The 23,844-nt window shown below is 38.5% G+C and carries 21 protein-coding genes; 12 read left to right on the plus strand and 9 right to left on the minus strand.

The window, feature by feature from the left end; genetic code table 11:
• Positions 1-16: 16 nt before the first annotated feature.
• The gene (gene fumC, locus E0709_RS07825) at positions 17-1,414 is read right to left on the minus strand and encodes a class II fumarate hydratase (protein WP_132302311.1); all 1,398 of its coding nucleotides are present in this window, start codon (positions 1,412-1,414) and stop codon (positions 17-19) included.
• Positions 1,415-1,689: 275 nt separating this feature from the next.
• Here fumC and E0709_RS07830 point away from each other — a divergent pair, with 275 nt between their 5' ends.
• Positions 1,690-1,818, plus strand: coding sequence for an entericidin A/B family lipoprotein (locus E0709_RS07830; protein ID WP_132302312.1), 129 nt, complete (start codon positions 1,690-1,692; stop codon positions 1,816-1,818).
• A 78-nt stretch (positions 1,819-1,896) separates the two neighbouring features.
• On the opposite strand, the gene gyrA is transcribed toward E0709_RS07830, so the two are convergent.
• From gyrA to E0709_RS07850, 4 genes are all read right to left on the minus strand, one after another.
• Positions 1,897-4,575 carry a DNA topoisomerase (ATP-hydrolyzing) subunit A gene (gene gyrA / locus E0709_RS07835; protein ID WP_132302313.1) on the minus strand — a complete coding sequence of 893 codons (2,679 nt, stop codon included), beginning with the start codon at positions 4,573-4,575 and terminating at the stop codon, positions 1,897-1,899.
• A 171-nt stretch (positions 4,576-4,746) separates the two neighbouring features.
• Positions 4,747-5,175, minus strand: coding sequence for a ferric iron uptake transcriptional regulator (fur, locus tag E0709_RS07840; RefSeq protein WP_132302314.1), 429 nt, complete (start codon positions 5,173-5,175; stop codon positions 4,747-4,749).
• 11 nt (positions 5,176-5,186) lie between these two features.
• A complete protein-coding gene (gene fldA / locus E0709_RS07845) occupies positions 5,187-5,711 on the minus strand; it encodes a flavodoxin FldA (RefSeq protein WP_132302315.1) in 525 nt (174 codons plus the stop codon).
• A 143-nt stretch (positions 5,712-5,854) separates the two neighbouring features.
• The gene (locus tag E0709_RS07850; RefSeq protein ID WP_132302316.1) at positions 5,855-6,640 is read right to left on the minus strand and encodes an alpha/beta fold hydrolase; all 786 of its coding nucleotides are present in this window, start codon (positions 6,638-6,640) and stop codon (positions 5,855-5,857) included.
• A gap of 94 nt (positions 6,641-6,734) precedes the next feature.
• Here E0709_RS07850 and seqA point away from each other — a divergent pair, with 94 nt between their 5' ends.
• The 11 genes from seqA to dnaX all read left to right on the plus strand — a co-directional run bounded on the left by seqA (position 6,735) and on the right by dnaX (position 19,390).
• Positions 6,735-7,418 (plus strand): replication initiation negative regulator SeqA, encoded by a 684-nt coding sequence (seqA, locus tag E0709_RS07855; protein ID WP_132302317.1) that lies wholly within the window; start codon positions 6,735-6,737, stop codon positions 7,416-7,418.
• 19 nt (positions 7,419-7,437) lie between these two features.
• The gene (gene menE, locus E0709_RS07860; protein ID WP_132302318.1) at positions 7,438-8,820 is read left to right on the plus strand and encodes an o-succinylbenzoate--CoA ligase; all 1,383 of its coding nucleotides are present in this window, start codon (positions 7,438-7,440) and stop codon (positions 8,818-8,820) included.
• A 13-nt stretch (positions 8,821-8,833) separates the two neighbouring features.
• Positions 8,834-12,160, plus strand: coding sequence for a mechanosensitive channel MscK (gene mscK / locus E0709_RS07865; RefSeq protein ID WP_132302373.1), 3,327 nt, complete (start codon positions 8,834-8,836; stop codon positions 12,158-12,160).
• A gap of 8 nt (positions 12,161-12,168) precedes the next feature.
• Positions 12,169-13,251, plus strand: a complete 1,083-nt coding sequence (aroC, locus tag E0709_RS07870) for a chorismate synthase (protein WP_132302319.1) — start codon at positions 12,169-12,171, stop codon at positions 13,249-13,251.
• Positions 13,252-13,271: 20 nt separating this feature from the next.
• Positions 13,272-13,715 carry a nucleotidyltransferase substrate binding protein gene (locus E0709_RS07875; protein WP_132302320.1) on the plus strand — a complete coding sequence of 148 codons (444 nt, stop codon included), beginning with the start codon at positions 13,272-13,274 and terminating at the stop codon, positions 13,713-13,715.
• 13 nt (positions 13,716-13,728) lie between these two features.
• Positions 13,729-14,031, plus strand: a complete 303-nt coding sequence (locus E0709_RS07880) for a nucleotidyltransferase family protein (RefSeq protein ID WP_132302321.1) — start codon at positions 13,729-13,731, stop codon at positions 14,029-14,031.
• Between the two features lie 37 nt (positions 14,032-14,068).
• Positions 14,069-14,929 carry a penicillin-insensitive murein endopeptidase gene (gene mepA, locus E0709_RS07885; protein ID WP_165867230.1) on the plus strand — a complete coding sequence of 287 codons (861 nt, stop codon included), beginning with the start codon at positions 14,069-14,071 and terminating at the stop codon, positions 14,927-14,929.
• Positions 14,930-14,944: 15 nt separating this feature from the next.
• Positions 14,945-15,709, plus strand: coding sequence for a TSUP family transporter (locus tag E0709_RS07890; protein ID WP_132302323.1), 765 nt, complete (start codon positions 14,945-14,947; stop codon positions 15,707-15,709).
• On the plus strand, positions 15,709-16,665 hold the full coding sequence (gene lpxM, locus E0709_RS07895) for a lauroyl-Kdo(2)-lipid IV(A) myristoyltransferase (RefSeq protein WP_132302324.1): 957 nt from the start codon (positions 15,709-15,711) through the stop codon (positions 16,663-16,665). Before E0709_RS07890 ends, lpxM begins: the two co-directional genes overlap by 1 nt.
• Positions 16,666-16,772: 107 nt before the next feature.
• The gene (gene apt, locus E0709_RS07900; RefSeq protein WP_132302325.1) at positions 16,773-17,315 is read left to right on the plus strand and encodes an adenine phosphoribosyltransferase; all 543 of its coding nucleotides are present in this window, start codon (positions 16,773-16,775) and stop codon (positions 17,313-17,315) included.
• A gap of 26 nt (positions 17,316-17,341) precedes the next feature.
• Positions 17,342-19,390 carry a DNA polymerase III subunit gamma/tau gene (gene dnaX, locus E0709_RS07905; protein ID WP_132302326.1) on the plus strand — a complete coding sequence of 683 codons (2,049 nt, stop codon included), beginning with the start codon at positions 17,342-17,344 and terminating at the stop codon, positions 19,388-19,390.
• On the opposite strand, the gene tilS is transcribed toward dnaX, so the two are convergent.
• The 4 genes from tilS to E0709_RS07925 all read right to left on the minus strand — a co-directional run bounded on the left by tilS (position 19,387) and on the right by E0709_RS07925 (position 23,809).
• The gene (tilS, locus tag E0709_RS07910; protein ID WP_132302327.1) at positions 19,387-20,670 is read right to left on the minus strand and encodes a tRNA lysidine(34) synthetase TilS; all 1,284 of its coding nucleotides are present in this window, start codon (positions 20,668-20,670) and stop codon (positions 19,387-19,389) included. The two genes, dnaX and tilS, sit on opposite strands and share 4 nt — an antisense overlap.
• 38 nt (positions 20,671-20,708) lie before the next feature.
• Positions 20,709-21,569 (minus strand): pyridoxal kinase, encoded by an 861-nt coding sequence (gene pdxY / locus E0709_RS07915; protein ID WP_132302328.1) that lies wholly within the window; start codon positions 21,567-21,569, stop codon positions 20,709-20,711.
• Positions 21,570-21,722: 153 nt separating this feature from the next.
• A complete protein-coding gene (gene accA, locus E0709_RS07920) occupies positions 21,723-22,676 on the minus strand; it encodes an acetyl-CoA carboxylase carboxyl transferase subunit alpha (protein ID WP_132302329.1) in 954 nt (317 codons plus the stop codon).
• Positions 22,677-22,861: 185 nt separating this feature from the next.
• Positions 22,862-23,809: a ribose-phosphate pyrophosphokinase gene (locus tag E0709_RS07925; protein WP_132302330.1), complete on the minus strand. Its 948-nt coding sequence runs from the start codon at positions 23,807-23,809 to the stop codon at positions 22,862-22,864.
• Between the last annotated feature and the right edge of the window lie 35 nt (positions 23,810-23,844).

Below are 23,844 nucleotides of genomic sequence, written 5' to 3' on the forward strand. Positions count from 1 at the left end.
GTTTAGTGCAAATAAATTATTTTAATGAACCGACCATGTCTTCTGGACGTACCCATTTATCAAAATCCTCCGCTGCCACTAAGCCAAGATTAATGGCTTCCTCACGTAATGTCGTGCCGTTCTTATGGGCGGTTTTGGCGATTTTCGCTGCATTTTCATAGCCAATGTGAGTATTTAAGGCAGTTACCAACATTAAAGATTGTTCTAACAATTGTTTAATACGTGGGTGATTTGGTTCAATACCGCTGGCACAGTGTTCATCAAAAGAAATACACGCATCAGCAAGCAATTGTGCGGATTGCAAGAAATTATATGCCATCACCGGTTTGAATACGTTTAACTCAAAATGTCCTTGGCTACCCGCGAAAGAAATAGTGGTATCGTTGCCTAACACTTGCGCGCATACCATGGTTAAGGCTTCACATTGAGTTGGATTGACTTTGCCCGGCATAATGGATGAACCCGGTTCATTTTCAGGAATTAAGATTTCACCAATCCCTGAACGTGGACCAGAGGCTAATAAACGGATATCTTGAGCAATTTTAAATAAAGACATCGCCAATTGTTTTAATGCCCCATGGGTTTCTACCACCGCATCATGGGTTGCCAAGGCTTCAAATTTGTTTTCCGCGGTAATAAACGGAAGTGCGGTGAATTTTGCGATATATTCTGCAACGATCACATCATAGCCTTTTGGTGTGTTCAAGCCGGTACCGACTGCTGTACCACCTAAAGCTAATTGACCTAAATGTGGCAAGGTGTTTTTAAGGGCTTTTAAGCCAAAGGAAAGTTGAGCCGCATAACCACTGAATTCTTGTCCTAAAGTGAGTGGCGTGGCATCCATTAAGTGCGTACGGCCGATTTTCACTACATCTTTAAATTCTTCTGCTTTTTTAGCTAAGGTTTTTTGTAAACGTTCTACCGCTGGAATGGTATGTTCGACCACTTTTTTGTAAGCTGCAATATGCATTGCGGTTGGATAGGTATCGTTAGAAGATTGGGATTTATTGACATCATCATTCGGGTGAATATAGGATTTTTCGCCTAATTTACCACCGTGTAACACATGCGCCCGATTCGCAATCACTTCGTTTAAATTCATATTGGATTGCGTACCAGAACCCGTTTGCCAGATAACTAATGGAAATTGATCATCTAATTTATGCGCTAAGATTTCATCACAAGCTTGAGCAATTAAATCACGTTTTTCTACAGGCAATACGCCTAAATCATGGTTGGCGTAGGCGGCGGCTTTTTTCAAATAACCAAAGGCTTCAATAATTTCATGCGGCATAGAAGCTTCAGGTCCGATTTTAAAATTATTACGAGAGCGTTCAGTTTGTGCAGCCCAATATTTATCTGCTGGTACTTGAACTTCGCCCATGGTGTCTTTTTCAATACGATACGTTGTCATAAAAATTACCTTATAAAAGTTAAAATCAAATTCTCTTAGAGTTTAACATCTCAAGTCACGTAATGGAACCTTTGCTAAAAGGGAAATGTTGATTTTGTGACGTAGATCATAAAATCCCCTGCACCAGCATACAGGGTTACATATGGTAACGATGCGCTGCATCTTTTTGTATTATTTGCAATACTATAGAAATATAATTTTAATATTAGGCTTGAATCTAATTGAAATTTAAGGTATGGTAAAGATAGTTATTAAAAATGATATGGAGAAAAGGTATGAAAAAAATTATTGCAGTTGTGTTGTCCGCTTTATTTGTAATGTCATTAACCGCATGTGAAACGACTAAAGGTGTGGGGAAAGATATTCAAAATGCCGGCGATAAGATGGATCAAGCAATTAACTAAATAATATCTAGTAATATTATAGATTTATTGATGTAAAGGGGGGTAACTGATGTTACCCCCTTTTTGTGGTATTTACGATTATTGTTGTGAATTTTCCACCGCACTTTGGTTTGTCGTTTCTATGTCTTCCCCGTCAAATTCATCATCTTCTGGTTCTGCTAAACGTTCCAAACTGACCACTTGTTCGGTTTCTGTGGTACGAATTAAACGTACACCTTGAGTGTTACGTCCCACAATACTCACTTCACTTACTCGCGTACGAACTAATGTACCAGCATCTGTAATCAACATAATTTGGTCGGTTTCTTCAACTTGTGTTGATGCTACCACTTTACCATTACGTTCACTGACTTTGATCGAGATAACGCCTTTGGTGTTACGAGATTTGGTTGGATATTCTTCTAATTTTGTCCGTTTACCGTAACCATTTTGGGTGGCGGTGAGAATTTCACCATTATTTTTCGGTATCACTAAAGAAACTACTTTATCAATATTAAGATCTAAGGTTTCTTCTGTGTTATCATCAGAAACTTCGTCAATTTCTACCGCACTTTCATCATCGGAAAGCTCATTGGTTAAAGCAAGTTTAATTCCACGTACACCGGTTGCGGTACGTCCCATAGCGCGCACCGCACTTTCGGCGAAACGCACTACACGACCTTGTGATGAGAATAACATAATTTCATTTGAACCATCGGTAATATCCACACCGATTAATTCATCTTCATCACGCAAGTTCACGGCAATAATTCCGTTGGTACGCGGGCGACTAAATTCGGTGAGAGAAGTTTTCTTCACAATACCGCCAGCCGTTGCCATGAGAACAAATTTATTTTCATCATAACTTGCCACAGGTAAAATTGCCGTAATACGTTCGTTTTCTTGTAGTGGTAAAATATTGACAATTGGACGACCACGTGCCCCACGGCTGGCTTGTGGTAATTGATACACTTTCAGCCAGTATAAACGTCCACGACTTGAGAAGCAGAGAATAGTATCATGGGTGTTTGCCACTAATAACTTCTCAATAAAATCTTCTTCTTTCATTTTGGTCGCTGATTTACCTTTGCCACCACGTTTTTGTGCTTCGTAATCAGTAACAGGTTGATATTTCACATAACCTTCATGTGAAAGCGTAACGACCACATCTTCTTGAGCAATTAAATCCTCTAAATTAATATCTCCTGATGACGCAGTAATTTCGGTGCGACGTGCATCATTAAAGTTAGTTTTAACTAATTCTAATTCTTCACGAACCACTTCACGTAAGCGGTCTGCACTGGTTAAAATATGTAATAATTCACCGATTTCAACTAAAATCGTTTTGTATTCATCGACGATCTTTTCGTGTTCTAAACCCGTTAAACGGTGTAAACGTAATTCTAAAATAGCACGTGCTTGCGTGTCAGAAAGGAAATATTGACCATCATGTACGCCAAATTCAACGGCTAAATCATCTGGACGAGAAGCATCAACCCCCGCCGCTTCTAACATTGGAGCAACATTACCTAACGCCCAAGGTTGACTTAATAAACCCTCACGGGCTTCATCGGCAGTTTTGGAGGCACGAATTAAATTGATCACAGGATCAATATTCGCCAAGGCAATGGCTAATCCCTCTAAAATATGCGCCCGTTCACGTGCTTTACGTAGTTCATACACTGTACGGCGTGTAACGACTTCACGGCGGTGTTTGACAAAGGCGGCAATAATTTGTTTTAAATTGAATAACTTCGGTTGACCGTGATCTAACGCCACCATGTTTATGCCGAAAGTGATCTGCATTTGAGTTAAGGCATATAGGTGATTTAGCACCACTTCGCCAACGGCATCACGTTTAATGTCGATTTCAAGGCAGATCCCCTCTTTGTTTGATAGATCTAATATGCCTGCAATGCCTTCAATTTTTTTCTCACGGATCAGTTCAGCAATTTTATCCACTAATTTGGCTTTATTCACTTGATAAGGAATTTCCGTGATGATGATTTTTTCACGCCCTTTATCATTGGTTTCGACAGAGGCTTTAGCCCGCACGTAAACTTTGCCACGCCCCGTTTTATAGGCTTCTTCAATACCACGGCGACCGTTAATCAATGCCGCGGTAGGGAAGTCAGGACCGGGAATAAACTGCATTAACTCATCAATGCTAATATCTTCATTGTCAATATAAGCCAGACATCCGTCCATTACTTCGCCTAAATTATGGGGAGGAATATTGGTTGCCATCCCCACTGCAATACCAGATGAACCATTCACTAACAGAGCAGGAATTTTAGTCGGTAATACATCAGGAATCATTTCCTTACCGTCATAGTTAGGCGAAAAATCTACGGTTTCTTTGTCTAAATCGGTCAGTAATTCCTGTGTAATTTTCTGCATACGAACTTCGGTATAACGCATGGCAGCGGGTGCATCACCATCAATCGAACCAAAGTTTCCTTGACCATCTACTAACATATAACGTAATGAGAATGGCTGAGCCATCCGCACAATGGTGTCATACACCGCACTGTCACCATGAGGGTGATATTTACCAATGACGTCACCCACTACACGGGCAGATTTAACATAGGACTTATTATAGGTATTGCCACTTTGATCCATAGAAAACAACACTCGGCGATGTACCGGTTTTAAACCGTCACGTACGTCAGGCAAAGCACGCCCAACAATGACCGACATAGCATAATCGAGATAAGAAGATTTCAATTCTTCTTCGATACTGATAGGGGTTATATCTTGAGTTAATTCAGACATCTAAATTTCCTAATCTTACACAAAAATTATTGAAATTATAGCATAAAAAGGGATCTTTAGCCTAAAGATAATTATGATTTTTCAGGGATAAATTATAATTTTTAACGGTATAGTAAAACGCAACAAAAAGTGCGCTAAAAGATACCGCACTTTTCGCATTCGAAACGAATGTTATTTTTCACACTTCTCAATGTCTGTACATTTACCGTATAAATACAAACTGTGATTTTCTAATTGAATGCCATGTTCTTTACTGATTTGTTTTTGGCGTTCTTCAATTACAGTATCGTTGAATTCAAATACTTTACCGCAATCCACACAGATGATATGGTCATGGTGTACGGTTGGTGCTAACTCAAAAACAGATTTATTTCCTTCAAAATTATGGCGAGTTAAAATTTTTGCTTCGTGAAATTGATTCAATACACGATAAACGGTGGCTAAACCGATTTCTTCACCTTTTTCAAGTAACAATTTGTACACATCTTCCGCAGAAAAGTGCTCCATTTTGTGCTCTTGCATAAGGGCTAAAATCGTTAAGCGTGGTTCGGTGATTTTTAACCCAACTTTTTTGAGTAATTTAATATTTTCTTCTGACATAGTTCTTTTCCTTATGCGAGTTCCGCTAAACACATTTCATCATAAACCTGTTTCACCCAAGTTTCAACACGTTGAGCAGTTAATTCTGGTTGACGATCTTCATCAATACATAAACCCACAAAAGTATGATCGTCAATTAAGGCTTGTGAAGATTCAAAGTTATACCCTTCGGTTGACCAGTTTCCGACAATAATTGCACCATGTGGTTCAATAATATTGCGGACAGTTCCCATTGCATCACAGAAATAATCAGCATAATCTTCCTGATCGCCACAACCGAATATCGCCACAAGTTTGTCGGTAAAATCAATTTTTTCTAAGGTAGGGAAGAAATCATCCCAGTCACATTGTGCTTCACCATAATACCAAGTCGGAATACCGATCATGATAAAATCGTAACTTTCAATATCTTCTTTGGTACTTTTGGCAATATCACGAATATCTACCACATCGCTGCCAAGCTGTTTTTGAATCATTTTTGCAATATTTTCTGTATTGCCTGTGTCACTACCGTAAAATAAACCAACAATAGCCATTTTTATTTACCTATTTCCTTGAATATTAGCATCATTTTGTCATTTATTAGTAATCATTCGTATGTTGATAATGATTAGCTTAAGTGAGAATATTGGCGCAACTATAACATAAATTCCTTACAAATTAAATGGCTAAATGAATATTAATTTGATTGAACAAAACGTTCAATGGCACGTATCACAAAATCGGGTTTTTCGGCATGAACCCAGTGTCCTGCACCGTTGATGGTAAAGGACGTCGCTTGTGGGAATTGTGCTAATATTATCTCACTATATTCAGGTGATATATAATTTGATAATCCACCTTTGATAAATAGGGTAGGAAGATAACAAGGTGGTTGTGGCTGCCAGTCCATAATATCTGCATAATGTTGATAAAGTGCGGTGGTATTAAAGCGAAATTTTTCAGTGGCGTTAGCATCAAAAGATTTCAACATAAATTGTTGAATGCTTTCTTGTTTGATATGTTGAGCTAGAAGGGGTTTCGCGCTTTGGCGACTTGCTGCATTGGCCTGTTTAACAGCAAATAAACCCATAAATACATCATTATGCCAGTTGTGTTGATAGCTGATAGGGGCAATATCAATCACGATTAATTTAGCAAGGCGTTCAGGTCGTAAGCCAGCCACTCGCATCGCGGTTTTTCCACCCATGGAATGTCCGACTAAGATGACGTTATGTAACTGAAGATGCTCTAGCACCTGAATAACATCCTGTGCCATAAGATCATAATTCATTTCATCAGAATGGAAACTTTGTCCGTGATTACGTAAATCAAGGCGTAAAATATGATATTTTTGGCTAAATGATCGAGCAATAATGCCAAGGTTATTCATGTCTCCAAATAAGCCATGGATAAATACCATGGTTTGCGCTGGAGCAGCTTGGCATGCGGTAAATTGATAATTGAGTAATTGTTGAGCTGACATGGTTTTTTTAATCGTTTTTTACATAGAGAATTTGATCAGAAGTCGGTATAATGCGAAAAAATGGATTGTTAATCAAGTTTTGAGAGTAAAATAAATGAAAATAATTGAAGTAGATGAAGAACTCTATCAGTACATTGCCAGTCATACACAGTCAATTGGCGAAAGTGCATCGGATATTTTACGTCGTTTATTACATTTACCGTCTTTAAATATTCGTTCTGTGGCGTTAGATTTATCGGATAAAACAGAGAATATAGATAGATCATTGTCATTACAGCAAGAAACCGCATCAATTTACTCAGAATCAACAGTGAATCAACAAACAATACAGCCACAAGAAGAAATTGTAACACAGCAAGTTCAAGTTGTTGAACGAGCCGAGCCAGACACTGAGCTAGATGTCAGTAAACAAAGTGATGCCGCCGATTTAATGATACTGTTAGATACGCCAGAATTTAAGCAAGAAAGCAAAGCGGTAGTCCGTTTTTTAACAATTTTAAGTGGGTTATATAAATTGAATAATGATGTTTTTACTCAAGCGATTCGCAGTGAAAATGTACAAGGGCGTACTCGAGTGTATTTTGCTCAAGATGAACAAACTTTATTAGATGCCGGTAATCATACTAAACCGAAACAAATTCCAGATTGTCCACATTGGGTGATTACCAACAATAATAGTGGGCGTAAAATGATTATGTTAGAGGGCGTGATGCGTGAGATGGGTTTTGATGAGAAAACCATTGATTATGTAAAAAATGCCTTTGTAGCAGATAATTAAGTCACGGATAATTATCGTTATGCAATTATTGCAACAATACGCAAGTTGTCCGTATAAACAAGCTCAAATCGCCTTGCGAGATCATTCGCAGGGCGTTGCTTTTAGTTGGCAAGAACTGAATCAACTGGTTTCAGAAAAACAGGATTGGTTACTTTCACTGGGGTTACAGCCGGGGAGTGGGGTAGCGTTTTCAGGTAAAAATAGCTTTGAATTGCTATGTTGTTATTTGGCAGGATTACAAGGCAAGATGAGAGTGTTAGGCATTAATCCGGCTTTTACTACTGAAAAAATTGAGCAACTTTGTCAACAAAATCAAATACAACGTTGGATTGATGTAGGGGAGAACCTATGTGTCCGCCCATTAAAAACGGAGCTGGATTTTCGGATTGGTACGAACAGTCCCAGCAATGATAAGGCGAAAGGTTTAACCTTAACCTTAACATCCGGCTCAACAGGCACGCCAAAAGCGATCGTGCATGACATACAAGCGCACTTAGATAATGCTCAAGGTGTCTGTCAACTAATGGATTTCACGGCTGAAAAATCATGGTTATTATCTTTGCCGTTGTATCATGTTTCGGGGCAAGGTATAGTATGGCGTTGGATCTTGCAAGGGGCTGAATTGCATCTGCCGAGTTGTCATTTTTATCAAGATGTATTGCAGGTTAGTCATGTGTCTTTAGTTCCTACACAGGCGTTACGATTATTTGAATATGTGGCAAAAAATCCGCAAACTGCGTTACAAACTCGCGAGATTTTGTTAGGTGGTGCGAGTATTCCATTAGAAATTAGCCAAAAATTAACCGCACTTGGTATTAAAGCTTACGCCGGTTATGGTATGACCGAAATGGCATCCACTGTATTTGCCAAACGATGTGACGGTGAAACCGGTGTGGGACAACCTTTGCTTGGACGTGTGTTCCAAATCGTTAATGATGAGATTTGGTTAAAAGGGGCAGGTTTAGCATTGGGCTACTGGCAAAATGGTGAAATTCAGCCATTAACAAACCCACAAGGTTGGTTACAAACCAAAGATAAAGCTTATTGGGATGGTGAACAATTACATATTTTAGGACGTTTGGATAATCAATTTATTTCAGGGGGAGAAAATATTCAGCCCGAAGAAATTGAGCAAATCATTCAGCAACATCCTTTAGTGGAACAGGTTTTTGTATTACCTATTGATGATGCCGAATTTGGTCAACGACCTGTTGCTATGATGAAATTCCAGCAAGAGTTTAGCCAAACTGCGGTGCAAAAAATACAAGATTTTTTAATCAATAAAATTGAACGGTTTAAACAGCCTGTGCGTTATTTCCCGTTAAATTTGGAATGGCAAGGTAATATTAAAATTTCACGAGTCAACCTGAAACAGGTATTAGCTCAGTTAATCGGAGAGTAAGTTTATTATGAGAATGAGAAAGAAATTAACCTATCTTTTCTTAGGGTTATTATTCATGCTGAATACGTCAGTGTTTGCAGCTTTGCCGTCGGCGAAAGACATTCAGTCTCAGTTAGAGATTATGCAGAAAAATAATCAAACGGACGATAATAAGGTAGATATTAAAAATTTAGAAGATACTTTGGTGTTGTTAGAGCAACTTGAAAAACAAAAACAAGATAATGAGAATTTAACTCAAGAAATTCAACATTCCGTACAAGAGCTGAAAAAAAGCCAGCAAAGTATTGCGAACTTAAAAGCTAAGCAGCGCAGCGCAGAGCAAATTCAAAAATCTTTAGCAAATTTATCTATTCAACAGATGAAAAACAATGTGGATGAGATTAATCAGAATTTGCAACAAATTCAAATAGATTTAACCGCGCTTAATGGTAGTTTATCAAGTCAAAAAAGTGTGCCAGAGCGGACACAGGCTACATTAACTGAGAATTCTGCACGCATTCAAGCCATTAATGATGCTTTAGCTTCCGCTAGTACATCCAGCACTATGCGCTCAAAACTGATGGTAGAATTAGATTATCTGCAGGCTAGTAATACCTATAGACAAATTCAACTGAGTGGAAATGAATCTTTAACCAGTCTTTATAGTAGTCAGTTAGATGAAAAAACCTTGCTGCAACAGCAATTGCAAATGGAATTAATTGAATTGCAAACTGCGATTAATACTAAAAACTTAGCCGAAAGCCAGAATCAATTAGAACAAGCAACAGCACAAAAAAATAATAATAGTACCGATAATCCGGTGATTGCTCGAGAATTAGAAATCAACACGCGAGTGAGTGAAGAGTTATTAAAACAAACCGCGCAACTGAATCGCTTGTCGCAAGATAATTTACGAATTAAAAGTATTTTAGATAATTTACAACAAACTCAACGTAATATTGATGAGCAGATTAGTTCCTTACAAGGCACATTGGTATTATCTCGCGTGATTAATAAACAACGTCAATCTTTGCCAAAAGATGAAATGATTTCGGGCTTATCCAAACAAATTGCAGATTTGCGTGTACGTATTTTTGATATTAGCGAATTTCGCGATCGGATGAATAATACCGAAAGTTATATTGATAACTTAACCAAAGAAGAAAAAGTAACCTTTACCGATAAAGAACGTTCACGTTTAAAAAGTATTATTGAAGAACGTAATAAAGTTATTTCTGATTTACTTAAACAATTGAATAATCAATTAAATTTATCAATTAATATTGAATTAAATCAACAACAAGTACAGACCATTAGTGAGACTTTACAAAGTAAATTACAACAGCAAAGTTTCTGGGTGAAAAGTAATGCACAAATTGATTTGACCTTTTTCAAAAATTTACCTACGTATCTCAGTTTTCAATTTCGTGATATTGCCAAGCGATTTGATTTTTCTAATTGGCAAGATAATGTGCTTTCGGCGAGTATTTTAATTACAATTTTATTGGTGTTAACGTTATTGATTTTACGTAAAAAAAGTGCCATTAAGCAAAAAATTACCGGAATTAACAATAAATTAAAAACTTTTCAAACCGATAATCAATGGCATACACCAACAGCAATTTTTTGGACATTGATCTTGTGCTTGCCAAGTACCTTTGTATTTTTAATTTTATTTATTTTAGTCACCTATTTCTGTTTACAAGATCCGACGCAGGCTTGGACCTGGGGCTTAAAAATGGCGGGCTATTGGTTGTATTTTGTGTTTATGTTGGCATTATTACGTCCAAATGGTATTGCTCATCGCCATTTTAAAATGCCACAACAAAGTTCGGGGAATTTTCGGCGAATTTTAAAACGCTCCATGTGGGTTGTCGCATTATTACTGAATACGTCTATTTTTACCAGTTTAGAAGGAGGCGTAGCTTATGACGTACTAGGTCAAATCATGACAGTTTCAGTATTGATTATTTTGTTATTGATGATCGGTCCTAAAATGCGTTTAGCCATCAGTTCTTACCAACAAACTTTAGCGCAACAGCAAGACATGAAAACGTATTTGCTCCAGTTTATACGCATGTTTTCATTATTTGCTCCAGTGGCTTTAATTATTTTGATCGGCTTGGGCTATTATTATACATCTCTAGTGCTGATTGATCATTTAATCTCATCTTATATGGCATTAACCACATGGCTGATGTTACGTGGCTTTATTTATCGGGTGTTAGAAGTATCAGCACGTCGGCTTGCTGCTCGTCGTCTTAAAGAAAAACGTGAGCAAGCGATTGCTAAACAAGTAGCTAGTGATAATAACAATGACGAAGAAGAATTTACCATTGACGTGCAACAGCAAGATGATGTGTTAGCTGTTAGCCAAGTTAAGGATCAAGTATTACGTCTGGTGGATTTTATGTTGTGGATTGCTTTATTTGGCTTACTGTATTTTGTATGGTCAGATTTAATTACGGTCGCCTATTATCTGAATGGTGTCACATTGTGGCAACAAAGTATTACCACAGATGTTGGCGTAGTTATGGAATCCGTCACATTGCTTAACTTATTAGTGGCATTTGTAGTGTTATTGGTCACTTATATTATTATCCGTAATTTGAGTGGTTTACTTGAAGTGTTAGTGTTCTCAAATATTAAATTATCCCAAGGGACACCATATACTATTACCACTTTATTGACTTATGTTATTATTGCACTTGGGGCAGCGCTTGCCTTTGGTATGCTAGGAATGTCTTGGTCTAAATTACAATGGTTATTTGCGGCGTTATCCGTTGGTTTAGGTTTTGGTATGCAAGAAATCTTTGCTAACTTCGTATCAGGTATTATTATTTTATTTGAACGTCCTGTGCGGATTGGTGATGTGATTACGATTGGTGAATTTAGTGGCACGGTTTCCAAAATTCGTATTCGTGCTACCACATTAATTGATTTTGACGGTAAAGAGGTCATCGTACCAAATAAAGCCTTTGTGACCGAACGTTTAGTCAACTGGGCATTAAGTAATAGCATCACAAGGGTTGTGATCAGTGTGGGCGTGGCTTATGGTTCAGATTTAGAACTGGTTAAAACATTATTGTTACAAGCAGCCTCTGAAAGTGAGAAAGTATTAAAAGATCCGGCACCACGAGCGTTCTTCTTGACCTTTGGGGCAAGTACTTTAGATCACGAATTACGAGTTTATGTGGATCAAATTGGCGATCGTAATCCAACTATTGATTTCTTAAATAATCGTATTAATCAATTATTTAATGAAAATAATATTGAAATTGCATTCAATCAACTGGATGTATTTATTAAAAATCAGCAAACGGATGAAGATGTAAAACTTCATACGGAAAAATTAGCATAGGGTGTTTTATGGCAGGAAATTCAATCGGACAACTTTTTAAAGTTACCACTTTTGGTGAATCTCATGGTATTGCATTAGGTTGTATTGTGGATGGTGTGCCACCAAATATGGCATTAACCGAAGCGGATATTCAACCAGACTTAGATCGTCGTAAGCCCGGTACCTCACGTTACACCACAGCACGTCGTGAAGATGATGAAGTACAGATTTTATCAGGTGTATTTGAAGGCAAAACTACTGGCACCAGTATTGGCTTAATCATTAAAAATACGGATCAACGTTCGCAAGATTATGGAGAAATTAAACATCAATTCCGACCCGGTCATGCTGATTTTACCTATCAACGAAAATACGGTATTCGTGATTATCGTGGCGGCGGACGTTCATCTGCACGTGAAACCGCAATGCGAGTGGCAGCGGGTGCTATTGCTAAGAAATATTTGCGTGAACAATTTGGTATTGAAGTGCGTGGCTATGTATCACAGATAGGGGATGTTCAAATTGATCCGAAAACTGTTGCTGATATTAGTAAAATCAACTGGCAACAGATCAATTCAAATCCATTCTTTTGTCCCGATCAAAGTGCGGTGGAAAAATTCGAAGAATTAATTCGTCATTTGAAAAAAGAAGGCAATTCTATTGGGGCAAAATTGACCGTGGTGGCAGAAAATGTGCCAGTCGGTTTAGGCGAACCTGTATTTGATCGTTTAGATGCAGATTTAGCTCATGCTTTGATGAGCATTAATGCGGTGAAAGCGGTGGAAATTGGTGACGGTTTTGCCGTGGTGAATCAAAAAGGCACACAACATCGTGACGAAATGATTCCAGCAGGCTTTTTATCTAATCATGCGGGTGGTATTTTAGGGGGGATTAGTAACGGTCAACCGATTATTGCAACAATTGCATTAAAACCAACATCAAGTATCACTATCCCGGGACGTACGGTGAATGTGAATAATGAGCCTGTGCAATTAATTACCAAAGGTCGCCATGATCCTTGCGTTGGTATTCGAGCCGTGCCGATTGCGGAGGCGATGACGGCGATTGTGTTATTGGATCATTTATTACGGTTTAAGGCACAGTGTAAGTAATATAGGAAGACAAGAACGATATGACTGAGCTTGAAAAGAAAAAATTAGATCTTTCTGCACTGGAAAAAGCGTTTGAATCTCTTGATAAAACACTTGTTACATTAGAAGATGATGTTTGGTTTGAACAACAACAAGAAATTGTGCAAGAAACCTTGATTGCAGGAGCAATTCAAAAATTTGAGTTCGTTTATGAACTGGCAATTAAAATGCTGAAGCGTCAATTAGCTTTGATTGTAGCGAATGATATTGATGTGAATAGTGCAGATTTTCGTGATGTATTACGAATGGCGGCTCAATTTGGTTTAGTTGATAATCCGAATAAATGGGTTGAATTCCGTAAAATGCGGAATATTACTTCACATACTTATGATCAGAACAAAGCCCAATTAGTTTACCAGCAAATAGAAGGATTTTTAGATGCTAGCCGATATTTATTAGAACAATTACGCCAGCGACAACAATGAAGAGATATTATGAATGATTGATCTTAGCGAAGAGAATCTTGTTATTGTAAAAGCTATTTTACAACAATTTGTCCCCGATTTACCTGTTTGGGTCTTTGGTTCACGGATTAAGGGAACGGCTAAAAAATATTCGGATTTAGATTTAGCCGTGATAACGCAACAGCCGATGTCTATCCGTTTACAAGCAGACATTGAAGAAGCCTTTAGCGAATCAGATTTGCCGATTTTTGTGGATGTAATTGATTGGGCGAGTTGTAGCGAAGATTTTAAACGAATTATTTTACAACAATATGAAGTCCTACAAACAGGGAGTTAGTTTTTACTTGAGATTATTTTTATCGGAAAATGTTAATATGAAGTTGAAAAAAACAGGTCTTATTTTAACCGCACTTTTAGGGTTATCTTCGACCGTATTCGCCTCACCCGCTGAATGGCAAAAAGTCAAACGTCCTATTCCGAGTGAAAATGGACAAGCCCAACCGATTGGTTCTTATGCTAATGGGTGTATTATCGGTGCCAAAGCCTTGCCAGCTAAGGGGGTTGGCTATCAGGTGATACGGATGAATAAAAACCGTTATTATGGTCACCCTGATATGATTAGCTATTTACAACGTTTAGGACAGCGAGTAAAAAATGCAGGTTTGCCAACCATGTTAGTAGGTGATATTGCGATGCCCGGCGGTGGGCGTTTTTTAACGGGGCATGCAAGTCATCAAATGGGCTTGGATGCGGATATTTGGTTGCGTATGGGTGCCATGTCTGATCAGGAAGCATTAAATTCAGACGGCAAAGGCTTATTGGTGGTGAATCGTACGACACAGGTGGTGGATGAAAGAGTATGGAATCAAAATCACTTTAATTTAATTAAGTTAGCCGCACAAGATAATCAAGTCACCCGTATTTTTGTGAATCCAGCCATTAAAGTAAAACTTTGTCAAACTGAAAAAGGTGATCGAGGTTGGTTACATAAAATACGCCCTTGGTATGGTCATGACAGCCATTTTCACGTACGTTTAGCTTGTCCACAAGGGGCGTCTTATTGTGAGAATCAGGCTCCCGTACCCGCTGGTGATGGTTGTGGTGCTGAACTGTATTCATGGTTTGAACCAAAAAAACCATCAACCAGTACAACAAAACCTAAAGTAATACCACCTGAACCATTTTTATGTCAACAAGTATTAAGTTCGCCAAAACGTAGTGAATGGTTAGAATAATTTGGAGAAAGTGCGGTGGAAATTAGCTTAGAAATTATCAGTGTATTATTTGCCGTGGCGCTTGTCGCTGGTTTTATTGATGCCATTGCGGGCGGTGGCGGGCTAATCACCATTCCCGCATTGCTGATGGCAGGGATTCCCCCTGTGCTTGCTTTGGGTACGAATAAATTACAGGCTTGTGGTGGTTCATTATCTGCGAGCTTGTATTTTATCCGTCAAAGAGCTGTAAATATCAGAGAGATTTGGTTGCTAATTTTGATGACCTTTATTGGCGCGGTGATTGGTACAGTGTTAATTCAACAGGTCGATAGCTCATTGATTAAGAAAGCAATTCCTTTTTTAGTGTTGGCGATTGGCTTATATTTTTTGTTTACGCCAAAATTAGGCGAAGAAGATCGTCATCAACGTTTATCCTTTGCCGGTTTTGCTTTTACCGCTGGATTGTTTATCGGTTTTTATGACGGCTTTTTTGGACCGGGGACAGGTTCCCTGTTAGGTTTGGCATTTGTTACTTTATTAGGGTTTAATTTACCTAAAGCCACTGCACATGCCAAAGTATTAAACTGTACATCAAATATTGCATCATTGCTTTTCTTTTTAATTGGTGGTCAAATCCTTTGGCTGGTTGGGTTAATCATGATGGGAGGACAGTTTATCGGGGCAAATTTAGGCGCAAGAATGGTATTAACTAAAGGTAAAAAACTAATTCGCCCAATGGTGGTTGCCATGTCATTTATTATGACGGCAAAAATGGTCTATGATCAAGGATGGTTTAATTAATGGAAAATCAAGAAAATATTCGTGTTACGGCAAGGGTTGGCTATGAACCACATTTTTCGTGGAGTTATTTAAAGCCGAGTTACTGGGGTATTTGGTTTGCTATCTTGCTGTTAATCATTCTTGCTTTTGTACCATTTCGCTGGCGAGATAAATTAGCTGGTAAAATCGGCTTAATCGCAGGGAAAAAAGCCAAAAAACAACGTCGTAGAGCAAGTATTAATTTGGCACTTTGTTTCCCACAATGGACGATGCAACAGCGTGAAAAAGTGATTGATGATATGTTTATTACCTTAGGACAAGTGATGTTAGGTATCGGCGAAATTGCCGTGCGTTCAAAAAAACATTTGCAACAACGTAGTGAATTTTTAGGCATAGAACATATTCAACAAGCCAAAGCTAAAGGACACAATATTATTTTATTAGTGCCACATAGTTGGTCGATTGATGCTTCAGGGATTATTTTACATACTCATGGGATGCCGATGACATCAATGTTTAATCCACATCGAAATTTATTGATCGACTGGCTTTGGACATGGACAAGAGAACGTTTTGGCGGCAAAATGCATGCCCGACAAAATGGCATTAAGCCGTTTCTCTCCATGGTGAAAAGAGGTGATATGGGGTATTACTTGCCAGATGAAGATTTTGGTGCGGAAGCCAGTGAATTTGTGGATTTTTTTGCCACGTATAAAGCCACTTTACCGGGCTTAAATAAAATGGCAAAATTAGCCAAAGCGGCGGTAATTCCTATGTTTCCACGTTATAATGCCAGCCTTGGTAAATATCAAATGGAAATTTTGCCATCACTGACTTTAAGGGATGATCCAGTACAATCCGCGCGTGCCATGAACGAAGTTATAGAATATTTTGTGGGTCAAACACCGGAACAATATGCATGGATTTTGCAATTATTTAGAACGCGTAAAGATGGCGAAGATGTTTATGCGGATTAAGTAAATATTTTCTTGTAATGCTTGCAATTTAACACAAATTTCTTTACATTCACCCAGTTAACTTTTATAAAAAAGGTCAAGTTTTTGACCGCACTTTAGGCAGCAAAATGAACGAACAATTACAGCTTATTAAATCTTCTATTAAATCTATTCCTAATTATCCTAAAGAAGGGATTATTTTTCGAGATATTACCAGTTTAACCGAAGTACCGGAAGCTTTCAGTACAACCGTTAATTTAATTGCAGAGCAATTTAAACATGCTGGCATTACTAAAATTATTGGTACCGAATCGCGTGGCTTTATTTTTGGGGCTCCGGTAGCGATTGCCTTAGGATTGCCTTTTATTTTAGTCCGTAAACCGGGTAAATTACCAAGAGCGGTGATTTCGCAAAATTATCAATTAGAATATGGCGAAGATACCTTAGAAATCCATTCTGATTCTATTCAAGCGGGTGATAATGTGTTGATTATTGATGATTTATTAGCTACAGGAGGCACCTTAGAAGCCTGTGTCAAATTAGTGCAACGTTTAGGCGGACAAGTGAAACACGCGGCTTTTGTGATTAGTTTGCCTGAATTAGGCGGTGAGCAACGCTTACGTAAATTAGGGGTAGAACCCTTTACTTTAGTGGATTTTGCTGGTCATTAATTTTTCTACTAAATAAAGGATAAGCAGTGAGTTATCAAGTTTTAGCCCGCAAATGGCGCCCAAAAACCTTTACTGAAGTTGTCGGACAAGAGCATATTTTGACCGCACTTGCTAATGGCTTAAAACAAAACCGCTTGCATCATGCTTATCTTTTTTCTGGCACAAGGGGCGTGGGTAAAACATCCATTGCACGACTGTTTGCCAAAGGGTTAAATTGTATCAATGGTGTCACTGCTGAACCATGTGGTGAATGTGAACATTGTAAAGCCATTGAACAGGGCAATTTTATTGATCTGATTGAAATTGATGCCGCATCTCGCACCAAGGTAGAAGATACTCGAGAATTGCTGGATAATGTGCAATACAAACCGGTACAAGGGCGTTATAAAGTTTATTTGATTGACGAAGTACATATGCTGTCTCGCCATTCTTTTAATGCTCTACTCAAAACCTTGGAAGAACCGCCAGAGTATGTTAAATTTCTACTCGCTACCACGGATCCGCAAAAATTACCGATTACGATTTTATCTCGTTGCATGCAATTTCATTTAAAAGCATTAGATGCCAAACAAATTAGCCGCCATCTTGCTCATATATTAGATGCGGAAAAAATCCCTTATGAATTAACTGCCCTGGATAGAATCGCTAAATCTGCACAGGGCAGTATTCGTGATAGTTTGAGCCTAGCCGATCAGGCGATAGCCATGTCTAATGCAGATATTCGCACTGATATTGTGAATAAAATGCTAGGTTTGTTAGATGATAATCAGTCTATTGATATATTGTATGCGTTACAACAAGGTAACGGCGAGAAGTTAATGGCAACGGTGCAGTCTGTCGCAGAAAAAGGGGTTGACTGGGATCAGCTTTTGCTTGAAGTAGGCGAAAAATTACATCAAATTGCCATGCAACAATTACTGCCAGTCAGTGGTCATGAAGAAAGCCAAATTGCCTTTTTAGCTAAACATATTTCACCTGAAGATGTACAGTTTTTCTACCAAACCATTCTCGTGGGTAGGAAAGAGTTAGCTTTTGCACCGAATCGCCGTATCGGAGCAGAAATGACATTGCTACGAGCATTAGCTTTTCACCCCAAATTAATCCAAATTCAACCACAACATCAATCAGCATTATCCACGAGCAAATCGGAAAATTTAGTAGATATGCCAGTGGTGTCTCAAACTATCAAATCCAGTTACCCAACTAAGCAGGCTATTCAACATCATCCAGATTCCGTAAAAACGCAAAGTGGTAATGTGTCAAGTGCAGTAGATCAAATTCAAAAATTACGTGCCACTTTAGAGCAAAGTAACAAGCTAGATAACGAAAAAAAAAAGCCTAATCTAGCCAGCGAACATTCAGTTAAACCACTAGAATTACCCGTGGTTTCTCCACGTCTGGTTAAAAAAGAGAATGTCGATTTAATTGAGCGATTAGCACAATTAGGTAGTTCACCTGTACAATCTCAATCAACCAAAGCAAAACCAGAGACCGAAAACAACCAAGAACAACCAGAGGATCAGCACAATGAAGATAGCACAGAATTAAGTGCTGAAAATTATCGTTGGGAATGGTTGAATCCAGAACTTGGTTTGGAAGCCAATGTTGTTCGTCCATCAGATATTAAACAAGCTATATTACAAGAACGAACCCCAGAATTAACCAGTAAATTAGTTCAGCTTGGTATTGAACGAGATCCTTGGTTTAAGTTAGTTGAGCAATTACAGTTAGATGATGTCAAATTAGTCAAACAGATTGCTATTAATTCTATTTTATTATCACAAGACCAACATCAGGTTCGTCTTGGATTACGCTCATCACAAGAACATTTACGACGTGAGAGCTCGCTTGATATTCTGACGGAAAGGTTGTCTAGTGTATTAAATCATCCAGTAGAATTATTGATTGAAATCAATGATGATCCGCAACATTTAACCCCGTTGGAATATTATCATCAGATTTATCAAGAACTCAGCGAGCAGGCGAGAGCCTATTTAGTGGAAGATAAAGGTATCCAATTGTTACAAAAAAACTTTGATGCGAAATTAGATATGGATACTATTCGACCAGTTTAAGCGGTGGTAAAAAAGCCCACCGCACCTTGTAGCTTATTATCATAAAAAATCAAGGGGATGCGTTGCCGTTGCCATACTGGAACATTAAGCTGTTGCCAAATCTTCTTAATATCTCGATTTATTTTTTCACCTTTAAGACAAACCGATCCCGAATAAGCAAATTTCACTGAAATAGTTTGTGCAGTCAGTGGTAATTCAAGCTGTTGTAACCCTTGTTCACCTTGCCAAACTGCGGTATAAACTGACGTTTTTTTTTGTATAACTAGTGAGCCGATATTATCTGGCAAGATACATTTTTGTTCAGGGGTAAGCAGGGCGGTAAAGTCATTTACATTCTCAAAATCAGCGGTTAGGTATAATTTTTGCTGATAACGGCGAATTACCTTATCCACTAAATGATATTGTGGATTAGCATCCGCACGAGCTAAAATCACATCCTGTATAATTTGTTCAAGCTGAACTATTGATGGCATGTGTTGCTTTAACTCAGTTAGCCACATGCGTAACAAAGCTTTTTGTGTAAGCTCATTATATTTTGTAAATTGGACCAAGGAAAAAGTGCGGTGATTTTTATCAAAATTTTGTTGAAAATCATCAGCCAGTAATTGATGGATCAATTGTTGCTGCTGGTAACAATGTTGAGCAGAACGTACTACCATTTGGTCGAAATGTTGCCAGCGTTGACGTAGTGCTGGCAAAATTTGATTGCGCAAAAAATTACGTTCATAACGGTTATCCGCATTGCTATCATCTTCAATCCAACTTAATTTTTCAGAGGTAATGTATTGTACTAATTGCTCACGTTGCCAGATTAATAAAGGACGAAAAATCGGCATGCCATACAGTTCAGAATAAGGTTGCATCGCACTTAAACCTTGTAAGCCACTACCACGCTTTAAGGCAAGAAAAAAGGTTTCAGTTTGATCTTGTAAGTGATGTGCAGTGACGACGATTTCATCCATTAAACGTATTTCTGCAATGGCTTGATAACGTGCTAGTCTTGCCCCATGTTCAATGCCATTTCCCTGATTAACCTTGACTTTTCTAATGATTAAAGGAATGTCAAATTGATGGCAAACTTGTTCACAATGTTTAACCCATTGATCAGCATTAGGATTTAATCCATGATGAATATGTACTGCACGCAGCTGTAAGTGAGGTTGATTTTCTCGAGCTTTTGCCATCAGTGAAAGTAGTGCCGTGGAGTCTAAACCACCACTAAAGGCGATTAAATATTGCTGGTGACGGAGTTGAGATAGAAAATGGGTTACAATCTTCATAGCAATGTAGGGCGTATTACATACGCCCATAAATCAAATTAGGCAATTTTTTCTGCTTTATAATCAGAAATCGGATTCATAATTACATGCCGAGCTTCAATTAATTGCAATTCGTAGGAATTTAACTGATGCGTAATACTCATTACATCATTAACCGCGTTCCCCATTCGCTCAAAGGCTTCTAGAGCTGATTTACCATTTAACAAATTGGCTAAAAATAAACTGGCGGTTAAATCACCCACGCCAACGGGTTGTTTGGTGAATGGATAAAGTGGACGCATTAAGCTCCATACTCCGTCTTGGGTTGCCATTAACATTTCGAATTTATTTTCATCACGTCCGGCAGAACCTAAATGTTTTACCACCACAATTTTGGGTCCTTTAGCCAATAAATGTTTTACCGCTGCGATTGCTTGATCGATATTTTCTACCGCTAAACCACTGAGTTCACGTAATTCAAGTAGATTTGGCGTCATAATATCTGCTTGTGGAATAGCAATATTCATTAAGCCTTCTTTTACACCTGCGGCCACTACACAGCCTTTTTCTGGGCTACCCATGACAGGATCGCATAAATATAAGGCATTTGGATTAATGGATTTAATTTTATGATAAGCCTTGATTATTTCATCTACCTGTTCCGCTGAACCGATATAACCGGAATAAATCGCATCACATTTTGCTAATTCACCGATTTCATCAATACCACGTACAATTTCACCGATTTGTTCTTTCGGAATCACCATACCAGTCCATTTACCATATTGTGTATGATTGGAAAATTGTACTGTGTTTAACGCCCATACATCAATCCCATTTAATTGCATTGGAAAGGTTGCCGATTTGTTTCCAGCATAACCAAAAACAACGTGAGATTGAATGGAAAGTACATTTTTCATTGAATTTATATCCTTAAAATTATGTTGAATTTATCATAGAAAAGTGCGGAATTTTTCACCGCACTTTTTAATTTTCTTCCTGTTTTCAGCCCTCAGCCCTCAGTCTTCAGTCCTCAGTCTTCAGTCTTCTGTCCTCAGTCTTCTGTCCTCTGATCAGCAATAACCGTAAGACATCAATCGTTGATAACGACGATCAAGTAAATCCTGCTTATCTAATACATCTAAATCGGTGAGATCCTCTAACAGACGAGCTTTTAAATTTTTCGCCATTGTAACATAATCACGATGCGCCCCCCCGAGCGGTTCAGTCACAATGTTATCAATTAAAGCTAATTCTTTTAAACGATTAGCAGTTAAGCCCATGGCTTCTGCAGCAATAGATGCTTTTTCTGCACTTTTCCATAAAATAGAGGCACAGCCTTCCGGCGAAATAACTGAATAAGTACTGTATTGCAACATATTCACTTTATCACCCACACCAATGGCCAATGCACCGCCAGAACCTCCTTCACCGATAACAGTACAAATTACCGGTACACTCAACATTGCCATTTCACGCAAATTACGAGCAATTGCTTCCGCTTGACCACGTTCTTCTGCTCCCACCCCCGGATAAGCTCCCGGCGTGTCAATAAAAGTAATAATCGGTAATTTAAAACGTTCTGCCATTTGCATTAAACGTAAGGCTTTACGATACCCCTCTGGAGCTGGCATGCCGAAGTTACGTAATACTTTTTCTTTGGTTGAACGTCCTTTTTGATGACCAATTACGATCACTGGACGACCATCTAAACGAGCTAAACCACCGACGATCGCTTTATCGTTAGCAAAGGCACGATCTCCCGCTAGTTCTTCAAAATCAGTAAAGATATGTTCAATATAATCAAGAGTATATGGGCGGTTTGGATGGCGTGATAGACGAGAAATCTGCCATGAGTCTAAATTGGCAAAGGTTTTTTTAGTGAGTTCCTTGCTTTTCTTTTGCAGACGTCTGATTTCGTCATCAAGATTGATATTACTATCATCACTTGATACCGCACGAAGTGACTCAATTTTTGCTTCAAGTTCTGCAATCGGTAATTCAAAATCTAAATATTCTTGGCTCATTTTCCTTTCCTAAGTATTGAAATTAGCACAAAACACACCGCACTTTATCAGTTTATTTATGGGTATGCAAATTTGCTCTCTATTGTATGCTTTTTTAGAGTAAATTGCAGTAATTTTTCAGTGGTAAGATGGGTATATAAAGATAAAAAGCTACCCGAAAGTAGCTTTTTAAACGGAAGTTAGCTCTAATTAAACATGGCTGAAATAGATTCTTCGTTGCTAATACGGCGAATGGCTTCAGATAACATGCCAGAAAGCGTTAATACACGCACGATACCTAGGGCTTTGATTTCAGCTGTTAATGGAATAGTATCTGTGACTACCACTTCATCAATCACGCTGCTGGCTAAGTTTTGTACGGCATTACCCGAGAACACCGCATGTGTGGCATAAGCAAAGACACGTTTCGCTCCATTTTTTTTTAAGGCTTCTGCGGCTTTACATAAAGTACCACCAGTGTCGATCATATCATCTACTAAAATACAATCACGATCAGCCACATCTCCGATAATGTGCATCACTTGAGAGACGTTGGCTTTGGGACGGCGTTTATCAATAATTGCCATGTCGGCATCATTTAATAATTTAGCAATGGCACGAGCACGCACTACGCCACCAATATCAGGCGAAACCACCATCGGTTTTTTAAGATCGGTTTTTTTCAAAATATCGTGAATTAAGACTGGTGAACCGAATACGTTATCCACGGGTACATCAAAGAAACCTTGAATTTGTTCAGCGTGTAAATCACAGGTGAGTACACGGTCAACCCCAACGTTTGAAAGGAAATCTGCGATAACTTTAGCGGTAATCGGTACACGAGCAGAACGCACACGGCGATCTTGTCGAGCATAACCAAAGTAAGGAATCACCGCTGTAATACGACCAGCAGACGCACGGCGTAAAGCATCTACCATAACGATTAATTCCATTAGGTTATCATTGGTTGGCGCACAGGTAGATTGAATGATAAATACATCGCTACCACGTACGTTTTCATTGATTTGCACTTGGATTTCACCGTCACTAAAACGTCCAACCGTGGCGTCACCTAGCGACGTATAAAGACGTTCAGAAATGCGTTGTGCAAGTTCTGGTGTTGCGTTACCCGCGAAGAGTTTAATATCAGGCATTTTAATTTGACCTCAGGTTTAATAATAGAAGAAAG

This window comes from Lonepinella koalarum, assembly GCF_004565475.1.
GTDB classification, from domain to species: domain Bacteria; phylum Pseudomonadota; class Gammaproteobacteria; order Enterobacterales; family Pasteurellaceae; genus Lonepinella; species Lonepinella koalarum.

Bases quoted from the DNA above. Each gene is read 5' to 3' on its own strand.
- seqA (WP_132302317.1), top strand. From the start codon at position 6,735: ATGAAAATAATTGAAGTAGATGAAGAACTCTATCAGTACATTGCCAGT.
- mscK (WP_132302373.1), top strand. From the start codon at position 8,834: ATGAGAAAGAAATTAACCTATCTTTTCTTAGGGTTATTATTCATGCTG.
- apt (WP_132302325.1), top strand. From the start codon at position 16,773: ATGAACGAACAATTACAGCTTATTAAATCTTCTATTAAATCTATTCCT.
- fumC (WP_132302311.1), bottom strand. From the start codon at position 1,414: ATGACAACGTATCGTATTGAAAAAGACACCATGGGCGAAGTTCAAGTA.
- lpxM (WP_132302324.1), top strand. From the start codon at position 15,709: ATGGAAAATCAAGAAAATATTCGTGTTACGGCAAGGGTTGGCTATGAA.
- aroC (WP_132302319.1), top strand. From the start codon at position 12,169: ATGGCAGGAAATTCAATCGGACAACTTTTTAAAGTTACCACTTTTGGT.
- pdxY (WP_132302328.1), bottom strand. From the start codon at position 21,569: ATGAAAAATGTACTTTCCATTCAATCTCACGTTGTTTTTGGTTATGCT.
- E0709_RS07830 (WP_132302312.1), top strand. From the start codon at position 1,690: ATGAAAAAAATTATTGCAGTTGTGTTGTCCGCTTTATTTGTAATGTCA.
- gyrA (WP_132302313.1), bottom strand. From the start codon at position 4,575: ATGTCTGAATTAACTCAAGATATAACCCCTATCAGTATCGAAGAAGAA.
- mepA (WP_165867230.1), top strand. From the start codon at position 14,069: ATGAAGTTGAAAAAAACAGGTCTTATTTTAACCGCACTTTTAGGGTTA.
- E0709_RS07875 (WP_132302320.1), top strand. From the start codon at position 13,272: ATGACTGAGCTTGAAAAGAAAAAATTAGATCTTTCTGCACTGGAAAAA.
- accA (WP_132302329.1), bottom strand. From the start codon at position 22,676: ATGAGCCAAGAATATTTAGATTTTGAATTACCGATTGCAGAACTTGAA.
- E0709_RS07880 (WP_132302321.1), top strand. From the start codon at position 13,729: ATGATTGATCTTAGCGAAGAGAATCTTGTTATTGTAAAAGCTATTTTA.
- E0709_RS07925 (WP_132302330.1), bottom strand. From the start codon at position 23,809: ATGCCTGATATTAAACTCTTCGCGGGTAACGCAACACCAGAACTTGCA.
- fur (WP_132302314.1), bottom strand. From the start codon at position 5,175: ATGTCAGAAGAAAATATTAAATTACTCAAAAAAGTTGGGTTAAAAATC.
- fldA (WP_132302315.1), bottom strand. From the start codon at position 5,711: ATGGCTATTGTTGGTTTATTTTACGGTAGTGACACAGGCAATACAGAA.
- E0709_RS07850 (WP_132302316.1), bottom strand. From the start codon at position 6,640: ATGTCAGCTCAACAATTACTCAATTATCAATTTACCGCATGCCAAGCT.
- menE (WP_132302318.1), top strand. From the start codon at position 7,438: ATGCAATTATTGCAACAATACGCAAGTTGTCCGTATAAACAAGCTCAA.
- tilS (WP_132302327.1), bottom strand. From the start codon at position 20,670: ATGAAGATTGTAACCCATTTTCTATCTCAACTCCGTCACCAGCAATAT.